The organism is Pseudomonas sp. GW822-FHT03F04, from assembly GCF_058801405.1.
This window is the reverse complement of the sequence record NZ_JBXANF010000003.1, coordinates 156086-182658: the sequence shown is the minus strand read 5'-3', so window position 1 is coordinate 182658 and position 26573 is coordinate 156086. Positions and strand designations below refer to the sequence as shown.

20 protein-coding genes and 2 tRNA genes are annotated in these 26573 nt (G+C 61.0%); 13 read left to right on the top strand and 9 right to left on the bottom strand.

Going from position 1 to position 26573, the window contains the following annotated elements; genetic code table 11:
• Nucleotides 1-36: 36 nt before the first annotated feature.
• The 4 genes from AC1RMX_RS07505 to AC1RMX_RS07490 all read right to left on the bottom strand — a co-directional run bounded on the left by AC1RMX_RS07505 (nt 37) and on the right by AC1RMX_RS07490 (nt 3159).
• Nucleotides 37-1602, bottom strand: coding sequence for an ABC transporter permease (locus tag AC1RMX_RS07505; RefSeq protein ID WP_096819815.1), 1566 nt, complete (start codon nt 1600-1602; stop codon nt 37-39).
• The gene (locus tag AC1RMX_RS07500) at nt 1602-2612 is read right to left on the bottom strand and encodes an iron ABC transporter substrate-binding protein (protein WP_096819814.1); all 1011 of its coding nucleotides are present in this window, start codon (nt 2610-2612) and stop codon (nt 1602-1604) included. The genes AC1RMX_RS07505 and AC1RMX_RS07500 overlap by 1 nt, the downstream gene beginning before the upstream one ends.
• Nucleotides 2613-2804: 192 nt before the next feature.
• Nucleotides 2805-2891: transfer RNA gene (locus AC1RMX_RS07495), tRNA-Leu, on the bottom strand.
• Nucleotides 2892-3071: 180 nt separating this feature from the next.
• Nucleotides 3072-3159 (bottom strand) — tRNA-Leu (locus AC1RMX_RS07490).
• Between the two features lie 225 nt (nt 3160-3384).
• Here AC1RMX_RS07490 and rnr point away from each other — a divergent pair.
• The 11 genes from rnr (at nt 3385) to AC1RMX_RS07435 (ending at nt 20068) form a co-directional block, all read left to right on the top strand.
• Nucleotides 3385-6015, top strand: a complete 2631-nt coding sequence (rnr, locus tag AC1RMX_RS07485) for a ribonuclease R (protein ID WP_493071313.1) — start codon at nt 3385-3387, stop codon at nt 6013-6015.
• The gene (gene rlmB / locus AC1RMX_RS07480) at nt 6012-6779 is read left to right on the top strand and encodes a 23S rRNA (guanosine(2251)-2'-O)-methyltransferase RlmB (protein ID WP_096819812.1); all 768 of its coding nucleotides are present in this window, start codon (nt 6012-6014) and stop codon (nt 6777-6779) included. Before rnr ends, rlmB begins: the two co-directional genes overlap by 4 nt.
• Before the next feature lie 309 nt (nt 6780-7088).
• Nucleotides 7089-7517 (top strand): 30S ribosomal protein S6, encoded by a 429-nt coding sequence (gene rpsF / locus AC1RMX_RS07475; protein ID WP_007950702.1) that lies wholly within the window; start codon nt 7089-7091, stop codon nt 7515-7517.
• A 28-nt stretch (nt 7518-7545) separates the two neighbouring features.
• Nucleotides 7546-7776, top strand: coding sequence for a 30S ribosomal protein S18 (gene rpsR, locus AC1RMX_RS07470; RefSeq protein WP_002551829.1), 231 nt, complete (start codon nt 7546-7548; stop codon nt 7774-7776).
• A gap of 37 nt (nt 7777-7813) precedes the next feature.
• On the top strand, nt 7814-8704 hold the full coding sequence (locus AC1RMX_RS07465; protein WP_493071311.1) for a YybS family protein: 891 nt from the start codon (nt 7814-7816) through the stop codon (nt 8702-8704).
• A gap of 19 nt (nt 8705-8723) precedes the next feature.
• The gene (gene rplI, locus AC1RMX_RS07460) at nt 8724-9170 is read left to right on the top strand and encodes a 50S ribosomal protein L9 (RefSeq protein WP_008078307.1); all 447 of its coding nucleotides are present in this window, start codon (nt 8724-8726) and stop codon (nt 9168-9170) included.
• 120 nt (nt 9171-9290) lie between these two features.
• A complete protein-coding gene (gene dnaB / locus AC1RMX_RS07455) occupies nt 9291-10688 on the top strand; it encodes a replicative DNA helicase (RefSeq protein WP_096819810.1) in 1398 nt (465 codons plus the stop codon).
• Between the two features lie 112 nt (nt 10689-10800).
• Nucleotides 10801-13113, top strand: coding sequence for a YgiQ family radical SAM protein (locus tag AC1RMX_RS07450; protein WP_096819809.1), 2313 nt, complete (start codon nt 10801-10803; stop codon nt 13111-13113).
• 211 nt (nt 13114-13324) lie between these two features.
• On the top strand, nt 13325-16600 hold the full coding sequence (locus AC1RMX_RS07445) for a transglutaminase family protein (protein ID WP_493071308.1): 3276 nt from the start codon (nt 13325-13327) through the stop codon (nt 16598-16600).
• Nucleotides 16601-16688: 88 nt separating this feature from the next.
• Complete coding sequence (locus AC1RMX_RS07440) at nt 16689-19175, top strand: circularly permuted type 2 ATP-grasp protein (RefSeq protein ID WP_493071306.1); 2487 nt, start codon at nt 16689-16691, stop codon at nt 19173-19175.
• Complete coding sequence (locus tag AC1RMX_RS07435) at nt 19175-20068, top strand: transglutaminase family protein (RefSeq protein ID WP_096819806.1); 894 nt, start codon at nt 19175-19177, stop codon at nt 20066-20068. Before AC1RMX_RS07440 ends, AC1RMX_RS07435 begins: the two co-directional genes overlap by 1 nt.
• 69 nt (nt 20069-20137) lie before the next feature.
• Here AC1RMX_RS07435 and AC1RMX_RS07430 read toward each other — a convergent pair whose 3' ends face one another.
• Together AC1RMX_RS07430 and AC1RMX_RS07425 are read right to left on the bottom strand one after the other, a co-directional pair.
• Nucleotides 20138-20317: a hypothetical protein gene (locus AC1RMX_RS07430; RefSeq protein WP_085732676.1), complete on the bottom strand. Its 180-nt coding sequence runs from the start codon at nt 20315-20317 to the stop codon at nt 20138-20140.
• A gap of 68 nt (nt 20318-20385) precedes the next feature.
• Complete coding sequence (locus tag AC1RMX_RS07425; RefSeq protein WP_096819805.1) at nt 20386-20973, bottom strand: cytokinin riboside 5'-monophosphate phosphoribohydrolase; 588 nt, start codon at nt 20971-20973, stop codon at nt 20386-20388.
• Nucleotides 20974-21314: 341 nt separating this feature from the next.
• Here AC1RMX_RS07425 and azu point away from each other — a divergent pair, with 341 nt between their 5' ends.
• Nucleotides 21315-21761: an azurin gene (gene azu, locus AC1RMX_RS07420; protein WP_493071304.1), complete on the top strand. Its 447-nt coding sequence runs from the start codon at nt 21315-21317 to the stop codon at nt 21759-21761.
• Nucleotides 21762-21816: 55 nt separating this feature from the next.
• Here azu and nadE read toward each other — a convergent pair whose 3' ends face one another.
• The 3 genes from nadE to AC1RMX_RS07405 all read right to left on the bottom strand — a co-directional run bounded on the left by nadE (nt 21817) and on the right by AC1RMX_RS07405 (nt 24885).
• Nucleotides 21817-22644 carry an NAD(+) synthase gene (nadE, locus tag AC1RMX_RS07415; protein WP_096819803.1) on the bottom strand — a complete coding sequence of 276 codons (828 nt, stop codon included), beginning with the start codon at nt 22642-22644 and terminating at the stop codon, nt 21817-21819.
• 4 nt (nt 22645-22648) lie between these two features.
• Complete coding sequence (pncB, locus tag AC1RMX_RS07410; RefSeq protein WP_085685119.1) at nt 22649-23872, bottom strand: nicotinate phosphoribosyltransferase; 1224 nt, start codon at nt 23870-23872, stop codon at nt 22649-22651.
• Between the two features lie 107 nt (nt 23873-23979).
• Entirely contained in the window at nt 23980-24885 is a 906-nt protein-coding gene (locus AC1RMX_RS07405; RefSeq protein ID WP_096819802.1) for a LysR family transcriptional regulator, read from the bottom strand.
• Nucleotides 24886-25046: 161 nt separating this feature from the next.
• On the opposite strand from AC1RMX_RS07405, the gene amaB reads away from it, so the two are divergent.
• Entirely contained in the window at nt 25047-26537 is a 1491-nt protein-coding gene (gene amaB, locus AC1RMX_RS07400) for an L-piperidine-6-carboxylate dehydrogenase (protein WP_493071300.1), read from the top strand.
• Nucleotides 26538-26573: the final 36 nt, after the last annotated feature.

The following is a 26573-nucleotide window of genomic DNA, read 5'->3' as shown; positions in this document are numbered from 1 at the left end:
CGGGCAAAAAAAATCGCAGCTTCGGCTGCGATTTTTTTATCGGCTCAAATACATCCGGGTTGTCAGCAGGTAGACGGGCAAGCCCGACACCACAATCAACAACGCTGCGTAAGGCGCTGCCGCGGCAAATTCGACGTTCGCGGTGTGTGCCCAGACTTCGGTCGCCAAGGTGTTGAGCCCGGTCGGACTCAGCAGTAGCGTCGCCGTCAGTTCCTTCATGGCATCCAGAAACACCAGCGCAAACGCCGCGCCCAGTGCCGGGAAGATGATCGGTAAAGTCACGCGGCAAAACGCGGTGAACGAAGACGCGCCCAGTGTGCGGGCGGCCTCTTCCAGTTGTGGTGCTGCCTTGTTCAGCGCCGTGCGGATCGGCGCTTGAGCCAGTGGCAGAAACAGCAGCGCATAAGCGATCAGCAACAGCGCGGAAGTCTGGTACAGCGCCGGCACGTAATGCAGGGCGAAATACACCAGTGTCAGGGCGATCACCAGCCCCGGCAGCGCGTGCAGCAGATAAGGCAGGCGCTCGGCCCAGATCGCCAATTGGCCTTTGTAACGTACGACCAGCAACCCGACCGGCACCGCCAGCACCAGACACAATCCTGCGCCACCCAGAGACAGCGCCAATGAAGACAGCAAAGCTTCAGTGATCGCTGCAACCGGAAACGCCGCTGACGATCCCACGGCGAGCCAGTACGCCAGCATCCCCAGTGGAATCCCGCTGCCGACAATCGCCAGCATCAGGCAGTACAGCTGACCCGCAGCGGCCCACGGTCCCAATTGCACTTGCTCGGCGCGACGCGCAGCCCCTTGGCCGGTACGCACATGACGGCCCTTGCCGCGCACCCGCAGTTCCAGCCACAACAGCATCAGGCACAGCGCCAGCAGCACCGCAGACAGCATCGCCGCGTTGGCATTGCTGAATTCCAGTTCGAATTGCTGATAGATCGCGGTAGTGAAGGTTTGCAGACCAATGATCGACAGTGCGCCGAATTCCACCAACATGTGCAGCGCAATCAATAATGAGCCCGCCAGCAAAGACGGCCAGAGCAGCGGCAGGGTGACGCGGAAAAACACGCCCCAGCGATTCTGCCCCAGCGTTCGGGCGGACTCTTCAAGGGACGGATCGAGATTGCGCAGCGTGGCTGCCACCGGCAGGAAGATCAGCGGGTATTTAGACAGGCTCATCACCAGAATCGCCCCGCCGAGCCCTTCGAACTGCGCGCTGAGTGAAACCCAGGTAAAGCTGCTGACGAAGGCCGGCACCGCGAACGGCAAGCATAGAATCACGCCCCACAGGCGCCGGCCCGGCAGATTGCTGCGCTCCAGCAGCCAGGCCAGCGACAGGCCGATCACGCCACAAGTTACGGTTACGCCAACCATCAGCGCTAGCGTGTTGCGCAGCAGGCCGAACACGTAGGGGCGCCACAGCAAGTGCAGCGCTTCGCTCCAGCCGGCCTGCCAGGCTTTGAGCCCGACGTAGGCCAGCGGCAGCAGACTCATGACCACCAGCAGCAACACCGGCAGCACCAGCCAGATCGATGGCCGCTTGCGGCGTGGCACGTAACCCCCGCGAGCGGCGGAGGCGGATAGCGATGCGGTCATCAGTTCAGGCCAACTTCGCGTTCCAGGTCCAGCGCTTCTTCGGCATTGCCCAGGTCGGCGGGCGTGACGTCCGGCGCTTCCAGTTCACTGAAAGGCTTGAGGCCGCGATCCGACTCCATGCCTTTGTGCAGCGGATACTCGGCAGTCGTCTGGGTGATCACACGCTGGCCTTCTTCGCTGGCCATGTACGCGAGGAACTGCTGGGCTTCTTTTGGATGCTTGCTGGATTTCAGCACGGCTGCGCTGGAGACGGTAATCAAACCGCCCACATCGCCGCCGGTGAAGTAATGCAGTTTGGAGTCGAGCTTGCCTTTCTCCCGTTGCAGGGCGAACCAGTAGTAGTTGTTCACCAGTACGGTGGCGACTTCGCCGTTTTCCACAGCCTTGAGGGCGACCATGTTGTTGCTGTAGGTCTTGCCGAAGGCGCGCAGGCCGGTCAGCCATTCTTCGGCGGCTTCGCGACCGTGCTTTTTGATGATGGCGACGGCCTGTTCCTGAAACGCGCCGCTGGTGGGCACGAAACCGACCTTGCCTTGCCATTGTGGGTCGGCGAAATCCAGGACCGATTTCGGCAGGTCCTTTTCATCGACCAGTTTCGGGTTGAAGGCCACCACGCGAACCCGGGCGGTGACGCCGATCCAGGTGCCGTTGCCGGCGACGTATTCTTTTGGCAGAACGGCCAGGGTTGCATCGTCGGCCTTGGCCAGCAGGCCTTGTTCGCCGAGGTTGTTCAGCGGTGGGGATTCTTCGGTGTAGATGACGTCGGCGGGGGAGCGGTCGCCTTCTTCGATGATCTGGCTGGCGAGCTGGTTGCTGCTGCCCTTGCGTACATTGACGTGAATGCCGGTCTTGGCTTCGAAGGCTTTTGCGATCGCATCGCCGACTTCCTTGTGTTGACCGTTGTAGAGCGTCAGGGAAACCGCGTCGGCAGCCTGGGTGAGGGGAGTGGCGAGCGCCAGGCCGAGCAGGGTGAAGGTCAAGCCGCGGCGCAGGGTATTTCGAAACATCATTCGCAGGGTTCCTCACTGTCGCATTGCAAAAACTTGCAACAATGATAAACGATATCGTTTCTCAAATGCTCCTTGCGGGGAGAGGGTGTGTCTGGTAGGTGCTGTGTCTCGGGCTTTTCCAAACCCCGGAAACGCAAAAACCCGCTTTCGCGGGTTTTTGTGAGATTCAAGATCGTGACCTTGAATTTGAATTGGTGCCCAGAAGAAGACTCGAACTTCCACGACCGTAAGGTCACCAGCACCTGAAGCTGGCGTGTCTACCAATTTCACCATCTGGGCTTCATCTTCAGCGTTGCCGCTGTTGATGTGGCGCACTATACGGAGCGTCTTTTGATCTGTAAACCCCTGATTTGATTTTAATAAATCAGTTTTAAGAAAATGACGGCTTAGAATGCAAAAAACCCGCTTTCGCGGGTTTTTGTGTGAGTCTTGAAACTGATCTAGTCTCAAACTCGAAATTGGTGCCCAGAAGAAGACTCGAACTTCCACGACCGTAAGGTCACCAGCACCTGAAGCTGGCGTGTCTACCAATTTTCACCATCTGGGCATCTCGGCAACGTGTGTACGTCGTCGATGGCGCGCACTATACGGAGCGTCTTTTTAACTGTAAACCCCTGCCAGCAAAAAAAATGGTTTTTTTTACCAGCGGTGTTCAAAACGCCTTTCAGACGTCGATACAAGGCTCAAGACGCGCCTTATAGAGTTGGAAATTTCCCGTTTGATGGCGCCTATGCCAAACTAACCCGCATATAGACAAGGTGAAAACTCTCTAATGGCCGATTGGCAGTCCCTCGATCCCGAGGCCGCTCGTGAAGCGGAAAAATATGAAAACCCTATTCCCAGCCGCGAACTGATCCTTCAGCACCTTGCTGATCGGGGTTCGCCTGCTGCCCGCGAGCAACTGGTCGAAGAATTTGGTCTGACCACAGAAGACCAGATCGAAGCCCTGCGCCGCCGCCTGCGCGCCATGGAGCGCGACGCTCAACTGATCTACACCCGTCGTGGCACTTATGCGCCGGTGGACAAGCTCGACCTGATCCTCGGTCGCATCAGCGGTCACCGCGACGGCTTCGGCTTCCTGGTGCCGGATGACGGTTCCGACGACTTGTTCATGAGCCCGGCGCAAATGCGTCTGGTGTTCGATGGCGACCGTGCCCTGGCCCGTGTTTCCGGCCTGGACCGTCGCGGTCGCCGCGAAGGCGTGATTGTCGAAGTGGTGTCCCGTGCCCACGAAAGCATTGTCGGCCGCTATTTCGAAGAAGGCGGTATCGGCTTTGTTGTCGCGGACAACCCGAAGATCCAGCAGGAAGTGCTGGTGACCCCGGGCCGCAACGCCAATGCCCAGATCGGTCAGTTCGTCGAGGTGAAAATCACCCACTGGCCGACTCCGCGCTTCCAGCCGCAAGGCGATGTGGTCGAAGTCGTCGGCAACTACATGGCGCCGGGCATGGAAATCGATGTCGCCCTGCGCACCTACGACATTCCGCACGTCTGGCCTGAGGCCGTTCTGAAGGAAGCCGGCAAGCTCAAGCCGGAAGTCGAAGAGAAAGACAAAGAGAAACGCGTCGACCTGCGTCATCTGCCGTTCGTCACCATCGACGGCGAAGATGCCCGCGACTTCGATGACGCGGTCTACTGCGAATCCAAGCCAGGCAAGCTGCGCCTGTTCTCCGGCGGCTGGAAGTTGTACGTGGCGATTGCCGACGTTTCCAGCTACGTGAAGATCGGTTCGGCCCTGGACAACGAAGCCCAGGTGCGCGGCAACTCGGTGTACTTCCCCGAGCGCGTGGTGCCGATGCTGCCGGAGCAGCTCTCCAACGGCCTGTGCTCGCTGAACCCGCACGTCGATCGTCTGGCCATGGTTTGCGAGATGACCATCTCCAAATCCGGCGAAATGACCGACTACTGCTTCTATGAGGCGGTGATCCACTCCCACGCCCGTCTGACCTACAACAAGGTCAGCGCGATGCTGGAAACGCCGAAGGCTACCGAAGGGCGCAAGCTTCGCGGTGAATACACCGACGTCCTGCCGCACCTGAAACAGCTCTACGCGCTGTACAAGGTATTGCTGGCTGCCCGTCACGTCCGTGGCGCGATCGATTTCGAAACGCAGGAAACCCGGATCATCTTCGGTTCCGAGCGCAAGATTGCCGAAATCCGCCCGACCACTCGCAACGACGCGCACAAGCTGATCGAGGAATGCATGCTGGCGGCCAACGTGGCCACCGCCGAATTCCTGAAAAAGCACGAAATCCCTGCGTTGTACCGTGTCCACGACGGTCCGCCACCGGAGCGTCTGGAAAAACTGCGTGCATTCCTCGGCGAGCTTGGTCTGTCCCTGCACAAAGGCAAGGACGGCCCGTCGCCGAAGGACTATCAGGCCTTGTTGGCCAGCATCAAGGACCGTCCGGATTTCCACCTGATCCAGACCGTGATGCTGCGCTCCTTGAGCCAGGCGGTGTACAGCGCCGAGAACGACGGCCACTTCGGCCTGAATTACGAAGCCTATACCCACTTCACCTCGCCGATCCGCCGTTACCCGGACTTGCTCACGCACCGGGCGATCCGCAGCGTGATCCATTCGAAACAGGACACCCCGCACGTTCGCCGTGCCGGCGCGATGACCATTCCGAAGGCGCGCATCTATCCGTACGACGAGGCGGCCCTGGAACAGCTCGGCGAGCAGTGCTCGATGAGCGAGCGCCGTGCCGACGAAGCAACCCGCGATGTGGTGAACTGGCTCAAGTGCGAGTTCATGAAGGATCGCGTGGGCGAGTCGTTCCCGGGCGTGATCACTGCCGTGACCGGTTTTGGCCTGTTCGTCGAGCTGACCGATATCTACGTCGAAGGTCTGGTGCACGTTACGGCGCTGCCGGGCGATTACTACCACTTCGACCCTGTGCATCACCGCCTGGCGGGCGAGCGCACCGGTCGCAGCTTCCGTCTTGGCGATACCGTTGAAGTGCGGGTCATGCGCGTCGATCTCGACGAGCGCAAGATCGACTTCGAGATGGCCGAAAAAACCATCAGCGCGCCAATCGGCCGCAAGAAGCGTGGCACCGAAACGGCTGCTCCAGCGGCCAAGGCTGTGGAAGAAAAGGCTCCGGCAAAAACCGCCAGCCGTCGTCTGGCCAAGGAAAAGGTGGCCGAGGCTTATCGCCCGAGCGATGCCGTGGCGAAAAACGCCGAGCTGCGCAAAAGCCGTGAAATGAAGAAGGCCTTGCTGGCCGACGCCAAAAACGGTGGTAAAGCGGCGTCCGGGGGAAAGACCGGGCGGTCGGCGCCTGAAAAGGCCTCCGGCGGCAAGCCAGCCAAACCGAGCAAACACCGCAAGGGCCCGCCAAAAGCGGGTTCCGCTCCAGCCAGAAGCGGCGGGGCACGTAAACCGAAGGCGAAGTCATGAGTCAGTTGGAAAAAATCTACGGCGTTCACGCGGTAGAAGCGTTGCTGCGTCACCACCCTAAACGCGTCAAGCAGATCTGGCTGGCCGAAAGCCGCAACGATCCGCGGGTGCAGACGTTGATCGAGCTGGCCAACGAAAACCGGGTCCAGATCGGTCAGGCCGAGCGCCGTGAAATGGACGCCTGGGTCGAAGGCGTGCACCAGGGCGTGGTGGCGGACGTCAGCCCGAGCCAGGTCTGGGGCGAAGCGATGCTCGACGAGCTGCTCGATCGCACTGAAGGCGCGCCGCTGTTGCTGGTGCTCGACGGCGTGACCGATCCGCATAACCTCGGTGCTTGCCTGCGTTCGGCGGACGCTGCCGGTGCGCTGGCGGTCATCGTGCCGAAAGACAAATCGGCCACCCTGACGCCCGTCGTGCGTAAAGTGGCCTGCGGCGCGGCGGAAGTGATTCCGCTGGTGGCCGTCACCAACCTTGCGCGCACCCTGGAAAAGCTCCAGCAGCGCGGGCTGTGGGTTGTCGGCACGGCAGGTGAGGCCGAGGTCAGCATCTACGACCAGGACCTGACCGGCCCGACCATCCTGATCATGGGCGCCGAAGGTAAAGGCATGCGTCGCCTGACCCGTGAGCATTGCGACTACCTGGTGAACCTGCCGATGGCCGGTAGCGTCAGCAGTCTCAACGTGTCGGTTGCGACGGGCGTGTGCCTGTTCGAGGCCCAGCGCCAGCGCGGGGCCAAGGCCAAGGCGGCTGCCAAGAAGCCTTAAGCCTTACGCCGTCCAAAGTGTGGGAGCGAGTCTGTTCGCGAAAGCGGAGTTACATTCGGCATCATTGCTGAGTGTTTCACCCAATCGCGAGCAGACTGCGCTCCCGCAGCGTTTTATGGCAGAGCGAAGTTTTGGTGGCTGTTCAAATAATCACCAATTGCCTTGCACCTCTTCTGTCCCTTCTCTACAATTGCGCCCCTTGCTGTGACGGCAGGCACGCATGTGCCCCGCGCCGGCAAGTCCATAAGTGTCATTCACTCCTTGTCTGACCGTTTTTGAGCGGCAGGCTACAACCCGTAAGGAGCATTCATGCGTCATTACGAAATCATCTTTCTGGTCCACCCTGACCAGAGCGAGCAAGTCGGCGGCATGGTTGAGCGTTACACCAAGCTGATCGAAGAAGACGGCGGCAAAATCCACCGTCTGGAAGACTGGGGCCGTCGTCAACTGGCCTACGCAATCAACAATGTTCACAAGGCTCACTACGTGATGCTGAACGTTGAGTGCACTGGCAAGGCCCTGGCCGAGCTGGAAGACAACTTCCGCTACAACGATGCAGTGATCCGTAACCTGGTCATCCGTCGCGACGAAGCCGTTACCGGCCAGTCCGAGATGCTCAAGGCTGAAGAAAACCGCAGTGAGCGCCGTGAGCGTCGCGAACGTCCTGAGCACGATGGCAGCGCCGATGGCGATGACAGCGATAGCGACAGCGACAACAGCGATAACGCTGACGAGTAATCCACGGACCTTTTAAGGAGCCTATCAAATGGCACGTTTCTTCCGTCGTCGTAAATTCTGCCGCTTCACCGCTGAAGACGTGAAGGAGATCGATTACAAAGATCTCAACACTCTGAAAGCCTACGTATCCGAGACCGGCAAAATCGTTCCAAGCCGCATCACCGGTACCAAAGCTCGTTATCAGCGTCAGCTGGCCACCGCTATCAAGCGCGCCCGCTTCCTGGCCCTGCTGGCCTACACCGACAGCCACGGCCGCTGAGACCGGGTAGTCGACAAGTAAGTAAGGGATCGAATGCATGCGTGCCTTAGCTGAATTCATCATGCGGGGGCGTATGCAGGCCACGCTGGTCGTGGCCGGATCTGCGGCATTGCCGCTGTTGTTCTGGTTGAGTGCCGCTGCAGGTTGCCTTGTGCTCCTGCGGCGCGGTTCGGACGCCTTGAGCGTCCTGGGTGTGGGAGTGTTGTCAGCGTTAGTGAGCTGGCACTACCTGAAAGACCCGACGGCACTGATTGTGTTGCTCGGGTCCTGTGGTCTGGCGCTGGTTTTACGCGCCGGCCACACCTGGAATCGCGCGCTGCTGGTCAGCGTGGCCGTGGGATTGTTGATTGCCGTGAGCCTGGGGACTGTATTCAGTTCCTTCACCGAGACTCTGGCGCAGACGTTTGAACAAGTCTTGCCGCTGGCGATGGGTGAGGTCTACGAGAAATTCTCGGCAGATCAGAAGGCAATTCTCACTGCATTGGCGGTCCCACTGTCGATCATTTCGACAGCGGTGTCGTTGCAGGTTTTTAGCGTGCTGTGCCTGATTCTTGGGCGCTACTGGCAGGCGTTGTTGTATAACCCCGGCGGTTTCGGTCGCGAGTTTCGCGCCATCCGACTGCCGAAAAGCGTTGCGCTGTCGCTTCTGGCCGTCATGTGTGTGGCACCGTTCTTCGGTCTGCATGCCTTGGTCCTGTTGCCGTTGTGCAGCGTGCCGCTGTTCTTCGCAGGTCTGGCCTTGGTTCACGGGCTGGTGGCGCAGAAGCGGTTGGCCGGTTTCTGGCTGGTGGGGATATACGTGACGCTCGTGCCTTTCATGCACTTGCTCGGTCCGTTACTGGTGGTCTTGGCCATCGTCGACAGCCTGATTGATTTTCGCGGTCGTCACGTGTCGAAAGACACCGATAGCGCGAACGGTGAAGGTTAAAAGTTAAGAGGATTTTCACATGCAACTGATCCTTCTGGAAAAAGTCACCAACCTGGGCAACCTGGGTGACAAAGTGAACGTTAAGGCCGGTTACGGTCGTAACTACCTGCTGCCTTACGGCAAGGCTACCGCCGCGACCCCAGCAAACATTGCTGCGTTCGAAGAGCGTCGTGCCGAGCTGGAAAAAGCTGCTGCAGACCGTAAAGCATCGGCTGAAAGCCGTGCTGCCCAACTGGCCGAGCTGGAAGTGACCATCACTGCCACCGCTGGCGACGAAGGCAAGCTGTTCGGTTCGATCGGTACTCACGACATCGCTGACGCACTGACCGCCTCCGGCGTTGAAGTTGCGAAAAGCGAAGTTCGTCTGCCGAACGGCACCATCCGCAACGTGGGTGAATTCGACGTGGCTGTGCACCTGCACGCCGAAGTTGAAGCCACCGTACGCGTTGTTGTGGTAGCAGCTTAAGCAACACCTGATCGGCTGGCGGCTTGTCCGTCAGACGGTTAACATCGGGCACGATCCTGTTTACAGGTCGTGCCCTTTGTCTTTCTGTAATCCCTGCTTTTCCTGAATAAAAAAGTGGCCATGAACGAAATCTCCGCTCCCGAGCAATACGATCTGCAAACCGCATCCCTGAAGGTGCCGCCGCATTCCATCGAGGCCGAACAGGCTGTACTCGGTGGTCTGATGCTGGACAACAACGCCTGGGAACGCGTGCTTGATCAAGTCTCCGACGGCGATTTCTACCGGCATGACCACCGTCTGATCTTCCGTGCGATCGCCAAACTCGCCGATCAGAACTCGCCGATCGACGTCGTGACCCTTTCCGAGCAACTGGACAAGGAAGGTCAGACTTCGCAAGTCGGGGGGCTTGGGTATCTGGTCGAACTGGCGAAAAACACACCGTCCGTCGCCAACATCAAGGCTTATGCGCAAATCGTCCGCCAGCGTGCGACGTTGCGCCAGTTGATCGGTATCAGCAACGACATCGCCGACGCCGCCTTCAACCCTGAAGGCCGTACCGCCGAAGAGATCCTCGACGAAGCCGAGCGGCAGATCTTCGCAATTGCCGAGGCGCGGCCGAAGACCGGCGGCCCGGTGGGCGTCAACGAATTGCTGACCAAGGCCATCGACCGCATCGACACCCTGTTCAACACCGCCGACGCGATCACCGGCCTGTCCACCGGTTACACCGACCTCGACGAGAAGACCAGCGGCCTGCAACCGTCCGACCTGATCATCGTCGCCGGCCGTCCGTCGATGGGTAAGACCACCTTCGCGATGAACCTGGTGGAAAACGCCGTTCTACGCAGTGAAAAGGCGGTTCTGGTGTACTCCCTCGAGATGCCAGGCGAATCGCTGATCATGCGTATGCTTTCGTCCCTCGGTCGTATCGACCAGACCAAGGTACGTTCCGGTCAGTTGGAAGACGACGACTGGCCACGCCTGACCTCGGCGGTCAATTTGCTCAACGACCGCAAGCTGTTCATCGATGACACCGCTGGCATCAGTCCGTCGGAGATGCGCGCCCGGACCCGGCGTCTGGTACGTGAGCACGGCGATGTCGGCCTGATCATGATCGACTACCTGCAGCTGATGCAGATTCCCGGCTCCAGCGGTGACAACCGGACCAACGAGATTTCCGAGATCTCCCGATCCCTGAAAGCCCTGGCCAAGGAATTCAACTGCCCGGTGGTTGCCCTGTCGCAGCTCAACCGTTCCCTGGAACAACGTCCCAACAAGCGTCCGGTGAACTCCGACTTGCGGGAATCCGGAGCGATCGAGCAGGACGCCGACGTCATCATGTTCGTGTATCGGGACGAGGTTTATCACCCGGAAACCGAACACAAGGGCATCGCCGAAATCATCATCGGCAAACAGCGGAACGGCCCGATCGGCTTCATCCGCCTGGCCTTCATCGGCAAATACACACGCTTCGAAAACCTTGCGCCGGGCAGCTATAACTTCGACGACGACGAGTAAGCGCTCCGTCGTCTGAGTGCTCCTGATATTTCCGACCACAGTCGTCGGAATTGGTTATTTTTTGTGCTATATTCCGCGCCCGCGATTTTTCACCTCAACACCGGTCATCGACATGCAAGCAGCCAAGCCGTTATTTGACTATCCAAAATACTGGGCCGAATGTTTCGGGCCGGCGCCATTCCTGCCGATGAGCAGGGAGGAGATGGATCAGCTCGGCTGGGATTCCTGCGACATCATCATTGTGACGGGAGATGCCTACGTCGATCACCCGTCGTTCGGCATGGCGATCATCGGCCGGCTGCTGGAGTCGCAAGGCTTCCGCGTCGGGATCATTGCCCAGCCGAACTGGCAGTCCAAAGACGACTTCATGAAGCTCGGCGAGCCGAACCTGTTCTTCGGCGTCGCGGCCGGCAACATGGACTCGATGATCAACCGCTACACCGCGGACAAGAAAATCCGTTCCGACGACGCCTACACCCCGGGTGGCATGGCGGGCAAACGTCCGGATCGCGCGAGCCTGGTCTACAGCCAGCGCTGCAAGGAAGCCTACAAGCACGTGCCGATCGTGCTCGGCGGCATCGAAGCCTCCCTGCGCCGCATCGCCCACTACGACTACTGGCAGGATCGCGTGCGCAACTCGATCCTGATCGACGCCAGCGCCGACATCCTGCTGTACGGCAACGCCGAGCGCGCGATCGTCGAAGTCGCCCAGCGTCTGTCCTACGGTCACAAGATCGAAGACATCACCGATGTGCGTGGCACCGCGTTTATCCGTCGCGACACCCCTGCGGGCTGGTACGAAGTCGACTCCACGCGCATCGACCGTCCGGGCAAGATCGACAAGATCATCAACCCGTACGTCAACACCCAGGACACTCAGGCTTGCGCCATCGAGCAAGAGAAGGGGCCGGTTGAAGATCCGGAAGAAGCCAAGGTCGTGCAGATCCTGGCCAGCCCGAAGATGACGCGCGACAAGACCGTGATCCGCCTGCCGTCGATGGAGAAAGTGCGTGGTGATGCGGTCCTGTACGCCCACGCCAACCGCGTGCTGCACCTGGAAACCAACCCGGGCAACGCCCGTGCCTTGGTGCAGAAACACGGCGAAGTCGACGTCTGGTTCAACCCGCCACCGATTCCGATGACCACCGAAGAAATGGACTACGTGTTCGGCATGCCTTACGCACGTATCCCGCATCCTGCGTACGGCAAGGAAAAGATCCCGGCCTACGACATGATCCGCTTCTCGGTGAACATCATGCGTGGCTGCTTCGGCGGCTGCACCTTCTGCTCGATCACCGAGCACGAAGGCCGGATCATCCAGAACCGCTCCGAAGAGTCGATCATTCGCGAAATCGAAGAGATCCGCGACAAGGTGCCGGGTTTCACCGGCGTCATTTCCGACCTCGGCGGCCCGACCGCGAACATGTACCGCATCGCCTGCAAGAGCCCGGAAATCGAATCCGCGTGCCGCAAGCCGTCCTGCGTGTTCCCGGGCATCTGCCCGAACCTGAACACCGACCACTCGTCGCTGATTCAGCTGTATCGCAGCGCCCGTGCGTTGCCGGGTGTGAAGAAGATCCTGATCGCCTCTGGCCTGCGTTACGACCTCGCGGTCGAGTCGCCGGAGTACGTCAAAGAGCTGGTGACCCACCACGTCGGCGGTTACCTGAAGATCGCCCCGGAACATACCGAGGAAGGTCCGCTCAACCAGATGATGAAGCCGGGGATCGGCACGTACGATCGCTTCAAGCGCATGTTCGAGAAGTACACCAAGGAAGCGGGGAAAGAGCAGTACCTGATTCCGTACTTCATCGCCGCGCACCCGGGCACCACCGACGAAGACATGATGAACCTCGCCTTGTGGCTCAAGGGCAACGGCTTCCGTGCCGACCAGGTGCAGGCGTTCTACCCTTCGCCGATGGCCACCGCCACCGCGATGTACCACTCGGGCAAGAACCCGCTGCGCAAGGTCACCTACAAGAGCGACGGCGTGACCATCGTCAAGAGCGAGGAGCAGCGTCGTCTGCACAAGGCGTTCCTGCGTTATCACGACCCGAAAGGCTGGCCGATGCTGCGTGAAGCGCTGATCCGCATGGGCCGCGCCGACCTGATCGGGCCGGGCAAGAACCAGTTGATCCCGACGCATCAGCCGGCCACCGACAGCTATCAGAGTGCCCGTCGCAAGAACTCGACGCCGTCCGGCAGCCATAAAGTGGCGAAGGACGTGAAAGAGAAGACCACCAAGATCCTCACCCAGCACACCGGTCTGCCACCCCGCGCCAGCGATGGCGGCAACCCGTGGGACAAGCGTGAGCAGGCCAAGGCTGCGGCATTCGCCCGCAACCAGCAGGCTGCCAAGGAGCGCAAGGACGCGGCGAAAGGCAAGGGGCCGAAGCCGACGAAGAAGCCTGTAGTGCCACGCTGAATCGTTGTTGATGTAAACAGAACGCCAACCTTCGGGTTGGCGTTTTGCGTTGTGCCTAGCAACATTTGCGTGCAACTGTGCCAAACCATTTCACCGCATCGCCCGATTTTGGTGCTGTACTGCCTTGAGCATTCCGGGAAAGCGCCCAAGCCTCTGCATGGCATAAGTCTTGCGCGCTTTCCAATACGCTTAGGCTCGCAGGAGGCACGCCGTGTCGATTCATGTCGCATTGCATCACGTCACGCATTACCGCTACGACCGCGCTGTCGAACTCGGCCCGCAGATCGTGCGTCTGCGCCCGGCTGCCCACAGCCGCACGCGGATTCTGTCGTATGCGCTGAAAGTCTCGCCCGAGCAGCACTTCATCAACTGGCAGCAGGACCCTCAGGGCAACTACCTGGCGAGGCTGGTGTTCCCCGAGAAAACCGCCGAGCTGCGGATCGAGGTCGACCTGCTGGCCGAGATGGCGGTGTTCAACCCGTTCGACTTTTTCCTCGAGCCCTACGCCGAGAAAATCCCCTTTGCCTACGCCGCCGATGAACGCAAGGAACTGGCGCCGTACCTCGAAACCCTGCCGCTGACGCCAAAACTCAAGGCCTACCTGGACGCCATCGACCGCACGCCGCTACCGGCGGTGGATTTCCTCGTGGCGCTCAACCAGCGCCTGAGCGAGGACATCAATTACCTGATCCGCATGGAACCGGGCGTGCAAACCCCGGAGTACACCCTCGAACACGCCTCCGGCTCCTGCCGCGATTCGGCATGGTTGCTGGTGCAACTGCTGCGCAATCTCGGGCTGGCGGCGCGTTTCGTCTCCGGTTACCTGATTCAACTGACCGCCGACGTGAAAAGCCTCGACGGCCCCTCCGGCACCGAAGTGGACTTCACCGATCTGCATGCCTGGTGCGAGGTGTACTTGCCCGGCGCCGGCTGGATCGGCCTCGATGCCACCTCCGGGCTGTTCGCCGGGGAAGGGCATATCCCGTTGGCCTGCAGTCCCGATCCGTCCTCGGCGGCGCCGATCAGCGGTCTTGTGGAGCCTTGCGAATGTGAGTTCAGCCACGAAATGTCCGTGGAGCGGATCTGGGAAGCTCCTCGGGTCACCAAGCCCTACACCGATGAGCAATGGCTGGCGATCCAGGCGCTGGGCCGGCAGATTGATGCCGACCTGCTGGAAGGCGATGTGCGTCTGACCATGGGCGGCGAGCCGACCTTCGTGTCCATCGATGACCCGGATGGCGCCGAATGGAACACCGCCGCGCTGGGCCCGGACAAGCGCCGGCTCTCCGCCGAACTGTTCCAGCGCATGCGCAAACACTACGCGCCAAAAGGGCTGGTGCATTTCGGTCAGGGCAAGTGGTATCCGGGCGAGCAATTGCCGCGCTGGTCGCTGAATTGCTACTGGCGCCGCGACGGCCTGCCGATCTGGCACAACACCGCGTTGATCGCCGATGAGCAGCAGGACTACGGCGCCGATGGCGCATTGGCCGGGCGCTTTCTGGCGAGTGTCGCCGAACGCCTGAAACTGCCGACACGTTTTGTGTTTCCGGCCTACGAAGACAATTTCTATTACCTCTGGCGCGAGGGCGCCTTGCCGAGCAACGTCAGCGCCGAAGACTCGCGTCTGGAGGAGCCGCTGGAACGTGCGCGCCTGCGCAAGGTGTTCAGTCAGGGGCTGGACAAGGTCATCGGTCAGGTGCTGCCGCTGGCACGCACCGCCAAGGGCGATCAATGGCAGAGCGGGCGCTGGTATCTGCGCGATGAGCATTGCCGGCTGGTGCCGGGGGATTCACCGCTCGGTTATCGCCTGCCATTGGGTTCGCAGCCTTGGGTGAAGGCGGCGGAGTATCCGTTCATTCATCCGAACGACCCGAATCAGGATTTCCCCGAACTGCCCGACACGGCGCAACTCAATCGCCATGATGCGCCGGCTGCGGCGGATGAACGGGCGCCAAAGATCGACGAATCCGCCGACTGGCTGACCCGCACCGCGTTCTGCGCCGAGGCACGAGAAGGCCGGTTGTATCTGTTCATGCCGCCGCTGGAACGGGTCGAGGATTATCTGGAATTGGTGGCAGCCATCGAAGCCACCGCCGAGGAACTGCACTGTCCGGTGCTGCTGGAAGGCTACGAGCCGCCGAGCGATCCGCGTCTGAGCAACTTCCGTATTACGCCGGATCCCGGCGTGATCGAGGTCAACGTCCAGCCGTCCGCGACCTGGGACGAGTTGGTCGAGCGCACGGAGTTCCTGTACGAGGAGGCGCGCCAGACCCGACTGTCCACCGAGAAATTCATGATCGATGGGCGCCACACCGGTACGGGCGGCGGTAACCATTTTGTGCTCGGCGGGGCGACGTCGGCCGACTCCCCGTTCCTGCGCCGCCCGGATCTGCTGCGCAGCCTGATCAGCTATTGGCACAACCATCCGTCGCTGTCCTACCTGTTTTCCGGACTGTTTATCGGCCCGACTTCTCAAGCACCGCGAGTCGATGAAGCGCGCAACGATGCGCTGTACGAGCTGGAAATCGCCTTCGCGCAAATGCCGGCGCCGGGAGAAGCGTGCGCACCATGGTTGGTGGATCGCTTGCTGCGCAATCTGCTGATCGACGTCACCGGCAACACCCACCGCGCCGAGTTCTGTATCGACAAACTGTATTCACCGGATGGCGCCACCGGGCGTCTCGGTCTGCTGGAGTTGCGTGCATTCGAAATGCCGCCCCATGCGCGCATGAGCCTGGCTCAGCAGCTGTTGCTGCGGGCACTGGTGGCGCGGTTCTGGCGCGAGCCCTATGCGCCGCCGAAACTGGCGCGCTGGGGCACCGAGTTGCATGACCGCTTCCTGCTGCCGCACTTCATCGAACAGGACTTTGCCGACGTCATCGTCGAACTCAACAATGCCGGTTATCCGCTGCGTGCCGAATGGTTCGCTGCGCATCTGGAGTTCCGTTTTCCCAAGGTCGGCGATTACGCCGTCAACGGCATCGAGCTGGAGTTGCGTCAGGCCCTTGAGCCCTGGCATGTGCTGGGCGAGGAGGGCGCGGCGGGCGGCACGGTGCGTTACGTCGATTCATCGCTGGAGCGTCTGCAGGTCAAGCTCACGGGGCTGCCGCCGCAGCGTTATCTGCTGACCTGCAATGGCATCCCGGTACCGCTGCAACCGACCGGGCGGGTCGGCGAGTTTGTCGCCGGTGTGCGTTTCCGTGCGTGGCAACCGGCCAACTGCCTGCAACCGACGATCCCGGTGCATGCGCCGCTGGTGTTCGACCTGCTCGACACCTGGATGCAGCGCTCGCTGGGCGGTTGTCAGTACCACGTCGCGCATCCGGGCGGGCGCAATTACGAGACGTTGCCGGTCAACGCCAACGAAGCGGAGAGCCGGCGCATGGCGCGTTTCTTCCGCATCGGGCACACGCCGGGGAAACTTCCTGTACCCATTGTCGAAACGAACGACGAGCTACCGATGACTCTCGATTTGCGACGCTTTTAGATCGTACGCGACGCCCGGATTTTTCGTATATCCGGGCGTCATGTGCCTGCGTTAGTCTGACAGTTCCTTGCTGGCTGCCGAGCTTTCCATGCCTGACCTGCTTGACCGCTACCCGCTGACGGCGGGCACTTACCACGAACTGCTCGACGCCGGCGGGGCGGTGCGTCCGCACTGGCAGCGACTGTTCGACCAATTGCAGCGCAGCACCCCGACGCAACTGGTGCAGCGTCAGGCATTGCTGACCCGGCAGATTCAGGAAAACGGTGTCACCTACAACGTCTATGCCGACCCCAAGGGCGCGGATCGTCCGTGGGAACTCGACCTGCTGCCCCACGTGATCGCCGCTGACGAGTGGCAGCAGTTGTCGGCCGGGATCGCCCAGCGCGCGCGCCTGCTCAATGCGGTGCTGGCGGATCTGTACGGTCCGCAGCGGCTGATCAGCGAAGGGTTGCTGCCGGCGGAGCTGGTGTTCGGCCACAACAACTTCCTCTGGCCCTGTCAGGGTATCTCGCCACCGGACGGGGCCTTTCTGCATCTGTATGCCGTGGATCTGGCGCGCACGCCGGACGGGCGCTGGTGGGTGACGGCGGATCGTACCCAGGCGCCGTCCGGTGCCGGCTATGCGCTGGAAAACCGCACCATCGTGTCCCGGGCCTTCCCCGAGCTGTACCGGGACTTGAAAGTGCAGCATCTGGCCGGATTCTTCCGTACCTTGCAGGAAACCCTGGCCCGTCAGGCACCCTGCGACGATGACGCGCCGCTGGTGGTGTTGCTGACCCCGGGGCGTTTCAACGAAAGCTATTTCGAACATCTTTATCTCGCGCGCCAGCTCGGCTATCCGCTGGTGGAGGGCGGTGACCTGACGGTGCGCGATGCCACGGTCTACCTGAAAACCCTCAGTGGCCTGCGTCGGGTTCACGCGATCATGCGTCGGCTCGACGATGACTTCTGCGATCCGCTGGAACTGCGCACGGATTCGGCGCTGGGCGTTCCCGGGCTGCTTGAGGCCGTGCGTCAGGGCCGGGTGTTGGTGGCCAACGCGCTGGGCAGCGGCGTGCTGGAGTCGCCGGGGCTGCTGGGTTTCTTGCCGAAGATCAATCAGTACCTGTTCGGCGAAGAACTGATCCTGCCCTCCATCGCCACCTGGTGGTGTGGAGAGGCGCCGGTACTGGCCCAAGCGTTGGAAAAATTGCCGGAACTGCTGATCAAACCGGCTTTCCCATCCCAGAGTTTTTCGCCCGTTTTCGGACGTGATTTGAGCGAAAAACAGCGCCAGAGTCTCGCCGAGCGCATGCAGGCCCGGCCTTATGCCTATGTCGCGCAAGAACTTGCGCAACTGTCCCACGCGCCGATCTGGCAGCCCGAGGACGGCCAGTTGCAACCGCGAGCCATCGGCATGCGCATGTACGCGGTGGCCAGTCGCGACGGCTATCGAGTGCTGCCCGGTGGCCTGACCCGGGTGGCGGCTGAAGCCGATGCCGAAGTGGTGTCGATGCAGCGCGGCGGCGCGAGCAAGGACACCTGGGTGCTGGGCGAGCGGCCGCCAAGCGGTGAACAATGGAAGGCCCAGCGCAACATCGGTGTGCCTGATCTGGTGCGGCGCGATCCCTATCTGCCGTCGCGGGTGGTGGAAAACCTGTTCTGGTTCGGCCGTTACTGCGAGCGCTGTGACGACAGCGCGCGGTTGTTGCGGATCATGCTGGCGCGGTACGTCGACGGTGACGATCCACAAGCCTTGCAGGCTGCCGTGGAGCTCGGTGAGCGCCTGATGCTGCTGCCAGACGAAGGCGAGTTGCCGGAGCGCCTGCTCGCGGCTTTGCTCGGCGAGGACTGGTCGTTCAGCTTGCGTTCCAACCTGCAACGCTTGCAGTGGGCGGCGTCGCAGGTGCGCGGCAAGCTCTCGCGGGAGAACTGGCAGGCGCTGGTGGAGTTGCAGCGCGAGGCGACGGAACTGGACACCGACGAGCCGGACTTCGGCGAGCTGCTGGATTTTCTCAACCGGCTGGTGATGTCGCTGGCGGCGCTGTCCGGGTTTGCCCTCGACGACATGACCCGTGACGAAGGCTGGCGCTTCCTGATGATCGGCCGGCGCATCGAGCGTCTGCAATTTCTCAGCAGCAGTCTCGCGGGTTTCCTGCGCGGCGCCGGGGCGTTCGATCAAGCGGGGCTTGAGTGGTTGCTGGAACTGGGCAACAGCAGCATCACCTATCGCTCGCGTTATCTGGCGGTAGCGCAGTTGATCCCGGTGCTCGACCTGTTGCTGCTGGACGAGCAGAACCCCCATGCGGTGTTGTTCCAGTTGAAACTGGTGACGCGCACCCTCAAGCGTCTGAACGATGATTTCGGTGTGCCGAGGGAGGCCGGGTTGCCAGAACTGGTCGAGCGTCTGGCGCGCTTCGACCTGGGTTGTCTGGAAAATCCCCTGTTCGGCGAGTCCAGCGTACGCGCGGCCCTCGACGGGCTGGCGGATCTGCTGCAAGACATCGCCGACGCCAGCGGCCAGGTGTCCGATCGTCTGGCCCTGCGCCATTTCGCCCATGTCGATGATGTCAGCCAGCGCACGGTGTCCGTCTGATGAATGCCCACTACCAGATCCTCCACGACACCTGCTATCACTACGACAGCCCGGTCTCGCTGGCGCAGCAACTCGCGCACCTGTGGCCCCGGGAATGTGCCTGGCAGCGCTGCACCGAGCAGCAATTACTGATCAGTCCGGAGCCGACCGCACGTCGTGACGAACAGGATGTGTTCGGCAATCCGCTGACACGCCTGGCGTTCGAACGGCCTCATGATGAATTGCAGGTCAACGCACGGCTGACGGTCGAGGTGCTGGCGAGGCCGGCGCTGGATTTCAATCTGTCCCCGGCTTGGGAATTGACCCGTAATGCGCTGACCTACAGCAGTCAGCCGTTGTCCGCTGAGCTGCTGGAGGCTTGTCGCTACCGGTTTCAGTCACCCTACGTTCACTTGAAACGCAGTTTCGTCGAGTTCTCCGAAAGCTGTTTTCCGCCTGGGCGACCGTTGCTGCTGGGCGTGCAGGCGTTGATGGAAAAGATCTTCGACGAATTCACCTTCGATGCCGAGGCGACGCAAGTCGCGACTCCGCTGGTCGAGGTGCTGGAGCGGCGGCGCGGGGTCTGTCAGGACTTTGCCCACCTGATGCTGGCCTGCGTACGTTCCCGAGGATTGGCGGCGCGCTACATCAGCGGCTATCTGCTGACACGACCGCCACCGGGGCAGCCGCGATTGATCGGCGCCGATGCGTCCCATGCCTGGGTGTCGGTGTTTTGCCCGGTGCTGGGCTGGGTGGATTTCGATCCGACCAACAATGTGCAACCGGCACTGGAGCACATTACCCTGGCCTGGGGCCGGGATTTTTCCGATGTGTCGCCGTTGCGCGGGGTGATTCTGGGAGGGGGGAGCCATGATCCCGAGGTCCGGGTCACGGTGATGCCACTGAATGAGTGATGAGGCACACTGCAGGAGCGGGCAAGCCCGATCCTGCAGGTTTTGCGTTCAGTGGTCCTGCGGTGTTGCTCAGGCGTCGGGCGCCGGGTCTTTCGGTGCATCAACATCATCATCGGTCGCCACTTCACCGTCAGGGTTCAGTGCCGCTTCTTCAGCCATCTGTTTCTTGCGCTGAAGCTTTTCCTCTTTCTTCTGTTCCTTGGCCAGGTCACGTTGACGCTTGGCGAAGGAGTAATTGGGTTTGGCCATGGGCGATCCTCTTGGGTCGAAGGTGAGGTTGAGCGGCGCGTATTCTGCCCTGTATCGGTGCCCGGGGGTTAACCGGGTTTCTGGTCGACCCACTTTGGCGTGACGGTCGGCTGCCACTGGTCGAGAGCATCGAGCAGCGATTGCGGCGATTCGCTCACTTGCAGCATGTCACGGTGCGGTGCGCGAACGAAGCCTTCGCCGACGATGTGATCGAGAAATGCGGTGAGTTTGCTGTAGAAACCGTTCACTTCCAGCAGGCCCAGCGGCTTGCCGTGGTAGCCGAGCTGGCCCCAGGTCCAGACTTCGAACAGCTCTTCAAGCGTGCCGAGGCCACCCGGCAGGGCGATGAACGCATCGCTGAGTTCGGCCATGCGCGCCTTGCGGGCGTGCATGCCGTCGACGACTTCCAGGCGCGACAGGCTCTTGTGACCGATTTCCTTGTCCATCAGGCTCTGCGGAATGATGCCGATCACTTCACCGCCGGCCGCCAGTGCGGCATCCGCGACAATCCCCATCAGGCCGACAGCGCCACCGCCGTAAACCAGAGTCAGTTTGCGCTCGGCAATGGCTGTGCCGAGGGCGATGGCGGCTTCGGTGTACGCCGGGGTGGTGCCGGCGTTGGCACCGCAAAATACACAAACGGATGTGAGAGACATGCCTTCCTCCTGGGTCAATCCGTCACAGGGTAATGGCTGGCACGCCTTGATCCAAGGGCTAGACTTCGCGTTTCGGGGTTTCATAGGTGCCGCTGGCGCCACAGGCGTAGGCGGCGAGCAGGCTGCACAACAGACTGTTGAAGGACATGACTGATGCTCCAGATGAGAGTTGAGCCCTGAAGATACGGCCCGGCCAAACGTCTGGCTGTTAGATTGTTTCGATGAGTGTCATAGCCTGAAAGTTGTATACAATTTTTGACTCAAGTCATAGGAACTTGCGAAGATTTCAGGCAGTCTTTCCCCCATTCGTGTTTTTGTTAACCCTGCCTTGGAGATTCACCATGTTTTCCAAAGTTGTTGCGGTATCCCTGCTGGCGCTGGCCAGCAGCCAATTGATGGCTGCCGAGTGCAAAACTACCGTTGACTCCACCGACCAGATGTCCTTCACCACCAAGGAGATCGTGATCGACAAGAGCTGCAAGACTTTCACCGTCGAACTGACCCATTCCGGCAGCCTGCCGAAGAACGTCATGGGCCACAACCTGGTGGTCAGCAAGACCGCTGACATGCAGCCGATCGCCACTGACGGCCTGGCCGCGGGCATCGACAAGAACTACCTGAAGGACGGTGACGAGCGCGTCATTGCCCACACCAAGATCATTGGCGCCGGCGAGAAAGATTCGCTGACCATCGACGTATCGAAACTGGCAGCCGGCACCGATTACGGTTTCTTCTGCTCGTTCCCGGGCCACATCTCGATGATGAAAGGCACAGTGACCGTGAAGTAAGAAAAACACGGTCAAAAAAAAGCGTCCCGAGGGACGCTTTTTTTATGCCCTGGATTCAAGGCGCAAACGGCATGACGCGTTTGTGATGGGTCTTCTTGTACGTGTTGACGATGATGTCGAACGCTTCCTGACGCACCGGCTCGCCGTGCAGAAAGGCGTCGATCTCGGCGTAGGTCACGCCGTGGGAGGCTTCGTCCGGTTTGCCCGGCGACAGGTCTTCCAGGTCCGCCGTCGGCACTTTTTCCACCAGCGATTCCGGTGCGCCGAAGCTGCGGGCGATGGCCCGGACCTGATTTTTCACCAGACCGCTGAGCGGCGCCAGGTCGCAGGCGCCGTCACCGAACTTGGTGAAGAAACCCATCACCGCTTCCGCCGCGTGATCGGTGCCGATCACCAGGCCATGGGCCGCGCCGGCGATGGTGTACTGAGCGACCATGCGCATCCGCGCCTTGGTGTTGCCGAGCACGAAATCCACCGACACTGCGTGCTTGCCTTCGAAGGCTGCGACTTCGCCGGCCAGGGATTTCACTGCCGGGCCGATGTTGACGGTGTGGCGTTCGTCCGGGGCGATGAAGTCCACCGAGGCCTGGGCGTCGTGTTCATCGAACTGCACGTCGTACGGCAGGCGCACGGCGATGAACTTGTAGCCGTTGTCGCCAGTGCGCTCGCGCAGTTCACGCATGGCGCGCTGGGCCAGGAGGCCTGCGGTCAGCGAGTCGACACCGCCGCTGATGCCCAGCACCAGGGTCTTGAGCCCGGAATTGGTCAGACAATCCTGGATGAAGGTGATGCGTCGGGCGACTTCCGCTTCGAGGGCCTGGTAATCGGCGAACGGCGGCTGAACGTTGAGCTGTTCAGCAATCTCACGCTGTACGGCTTGCATGAATTCACTCCTTGCTAGAAAGGCTGGAAACGGCAGGAACCTGGAAAACGTGTCGCAAATAGGCGACGAAATTCGGGTCTTTGCAGTGGGTCTTGCCCGGCTCGTCGGAGATCTTCGCCACCGGTTGGCCGTTGCAGGCGGTCATTTTAAGCACGATGCTCATCGGTTCGACACCCGGAATGTCACAGGTCAGGTTGGTGCCGATGCCGAAGCTGACATTGATCCGACCGCGCAGCGCGCGGAAGATCTCCAGCGACTTGGGCAGCGTCAGGCTGTCGGAGAACACCAGGGTCTTACTCATCGGGTCGATGCCGAGCTTGTGATAGTGAGCGATGCATTTTTCGCCCCACTGCACCGGATCCCCGGAATCATGACGCAAGCCGTCGAACAGCTTGGCGAAGAACAGATCGAAATCACCGAGGAAGGCATCGGTGGTGATGCAGTCGGTCAGGGCGATCCCCAGCAGGCCGCGGTACTCGCGAACCCAGCAATCGAGTGCGGCAATCTGGCTGTCGATCAGTCGCGGGCCGAGTTGCTGGTGGGCCATGATCCATTCGTGGGCCATGGTGCCCAGCGGTTTCATGTCCAGTTCGCGGGACAGGTGCACGTTGCTGGTGCCGACGAAACGCCCGGGGAAATCATGCTTGAGCACGTTCACCACTTCTTCCTGCACGCGGTAGGAAAACCGTCGGCGTGTGCCGAAATCGGCGACCTGCAACTGCGACAACTCTTCGGCCGAGGCGTTGGCCGTCAGCCAGTCGAACTTGCGGTAGAGCTGTTCGCGGGCCTGTTCCAGGACGGTTTCGCGGTAGCGATAGCGGTTGCGCACTTCGCTGACGATCGCCAGCAGCGGCACTTCGAACAGGATCACGTGCAGCCACGGCCCGCGCAGACGGATGAACAACTCGCCGTTCTCGATGCCGGTGTGCAGGTAGCGCAGGTTGAAGCGGAACAGACCGAGGAATCGCAGAAAGTCAGGTTTGAGGAAGCTGATGCGCTCCAGGAAACTCAACTGATCGGCGCTCAGGCTCAACTCGGCCAGACGCTCGACCTGGAAGCGGATCTCCGCCAGATAGGGCCGCAGATCTTCACTGTTACGGCAACGAAACTCCCATTCGACTTCGACGTTGGGGTAGTTGTGCAGCACCGCCTGCATCATCGTCAGTTTGTAGAAGTCGGTGTCGAGCAGGTTCTGCACGATGCGATCGGCAAACACACTCTCGCTCATAACGGGGTCTCCAGGCGGACCGCGCATTGGCGCGGTATCAATCAATGGCGCTAGTGGCTCATATCCGGGGTGTGGATTGCCAGCGATTTTTATCCCGGCGCTGAGCCTCAGACCGCCTCAGGACTGTCGATCTGCTCCAGCATCCACTTCACGAAATCACGCACCTTGGGCACTTCCGCCGCGTGTTCCGGGTAGGCCAGGTAATACGCATCGGTGCTGGGCATTGCATGCTGCCAGGGAATGACCAGTTTGCCGTCGGCCAATTCCTCTTCCACCAGAAACCTCGGCAACAGCGCGACGCCGCAGCCGACCTGCGCGGCGCGGATGCACATATAAAAGGTTTCGAAACGCGGACCGTGGTAGCTGTGTTCGGTCTGGTAGCCCTGACTGTCGAACCAGTCGTGCCACGCCTGTGGGCGCGAAGCATTCTGCAGCAGGACCAGATCGGTGAGTTGCGTTGGATCAGTCAACGGAGTGTCCGGCAGACTGCTCGGTGCGCAGACCGGCACCAGTTCCTCGCCAAACAACTTCAGGCATTCGGTGCCGGGGCGTGAACCCTGGCCGAAATAGAACGCCAGGTCGCTGCGCCCTTGCAGCAAGTCATCGGCCTCCTGCTCGTTGCACAGGTCCAGATGAATCGACGGATGGCGCAGGCGCCAGCCCTTGAGGCGCGGCACCAGCCAGCGTGCGCCGAAGGTCGAGGGTGTGGAGACGCGCAGGACTTCGGTCTCGCCGCCGTAGGAACGCAGGTAATGGGTCGACATCTCGACCTGGGTCAGGATTTTTCTGACTTCCACCAGGTACAGATCGCCGGCCGGGGTCATCTGCAAACGGCGGCGTACCCGACGGAACAACAAGTGCTGTAACAATTCTTCGAGTTGCGCCACCTGCTTGCTGACGGCGCTCTGGGTCAGGTTCAGTTCCTCGGCGGCCCGGGTGAAACTCAGGTGCCGGGTCACGGCCTCGAAGCACTGCAACGCGGTGATCGACGGCAAGTGGCGTTTGTTCAGCATGGGCGATCCTTTTCTTGTCTTTCTGCGCAGCATGAATAAACGGAATGATATCTCGCGTAAAGGTCGTTTGTTGCACAGCCTTCCTGACGCTACAACTAAAGGTCTGCCCGGTCGTGAAAACGCGCCCGCACACATTCAGTTTTTTGCTTGAGGAGTGACCCATGGTTGCCGCATTGCTTGATCGTCTTGGTGTGAACCCGGCCCTGTACCAAAACGGCAAAGTGCCGGTGCATTCGCCCATCGACGGCAGCCGCATCGCCGCCGTGAACTGGGAAGGCCCGGCCGAAGTCGAGCAGCACATCAGTCGCGCAGATCATGCGTTCGAACAATGGCGCAAGGTGCCGGCCCCCCGTCGCGGCGAGCTGGTGCGTCAGTTCGGCGAAGTGCTGCGCGAGTACAAGAATGATCTTGGCGAACTGGTTTCCTGGGAGGCCGGCAAGATCACTCAGGAAGGCCTGGGTGAAGTGCAGGAGATGATCGACATCTGCGACTTCGCCGTCGGCCTGTCCCGCCAGTTGTACGGCTTGACCATCGCTTCCGAGCGCCCGGGTCACCACATGCGTGAAACCTGGCATCCGCTGGGCGTGGTCGGCGTGATCAGCGCGTTCAACTTCCCGGTCGCGGTGTGGGCGTGGAACACCACGCTGGCGCTGGTCTGCGGCAACCCGGTGGTGTGGAAGCCTTCGGAGAAAACCCCACTGACCGCATTGGCCTGTCAGGCGCTGTTTGATCGCGTGGTGAAGAACTTCAGCGATGCGCCGGCCAATCTGTGCCAGGTCATCATCGGTGGTCGCGATGCCGGCGAAGCGCTGGTGGATGACCCGCGTGTCGCGCTGATCAGCGCCACCGGCAGCACTCGCATGGGCCGCGAAGTGGCGCCGAAAGTCGCCGCACGCTTCGCCCGCAGCATTCTTGAGCTGGGTGGCAACAACGCAATGATCCTCGGCCCGAGCGCCGATCTGGACATGGCCGTGCGCGCCATCCTGTTCAGCGCCGTCGGCACCGCCGGTCAGCGTTGCACCACGTTGCGTCGCCTGATCGCCCATGAATCGGTGAAAGAAGAAATCGTCACCCGCCTGAAAACCGCGTACTCCAAGGTCCGCATCGGTCACCCGCTGGAAGGTAACCTGATCGGCCCGCTGATCGACAAACACAGCTTCGAAAACATGCAGGACGCGCTGGAACAAGCGCTGAGCGAGGGCGGCCGGGTGTTCGGCGGCAAGCGCCAACTGGAAGACCAATTCCCCAACGCCTACTACGTGTCGCCGGCCATCGTTGAAATGCCGGAGCAGAGCGATGTGGTGTGCAGCGAGACTTTCGCGCCGATCCTGTACGTGGTTGGCTACAGCGACTTCGAAGAGGCGCTGCGCCTGAACAACGCGGTGCCGCAAGGTCTGTCGTCGTGCATCTTCACCACCGATGTGCGCGAGGCCGAGAAATTCATGTCGGCAGTCGGCAGTGATTGCGGCATCGCCAACGTCAACATCGGCCCGAGCGGCGCGGAAATCGGCGGCGCGTTCGGTGGCGAGAAAGAGACGGGTGGTGGTCGCGAGTCGGGCTCGGATGCATGGCGCGCCTACATGCGCCGGCAGACCAACACCGTGAACTACTCGCTGGAGTTGCCGCTGGCACAGGGCATTACGTTCGACTGACAGTTTTCTCAAAGCTATCGACCGTTCCCACGCTCT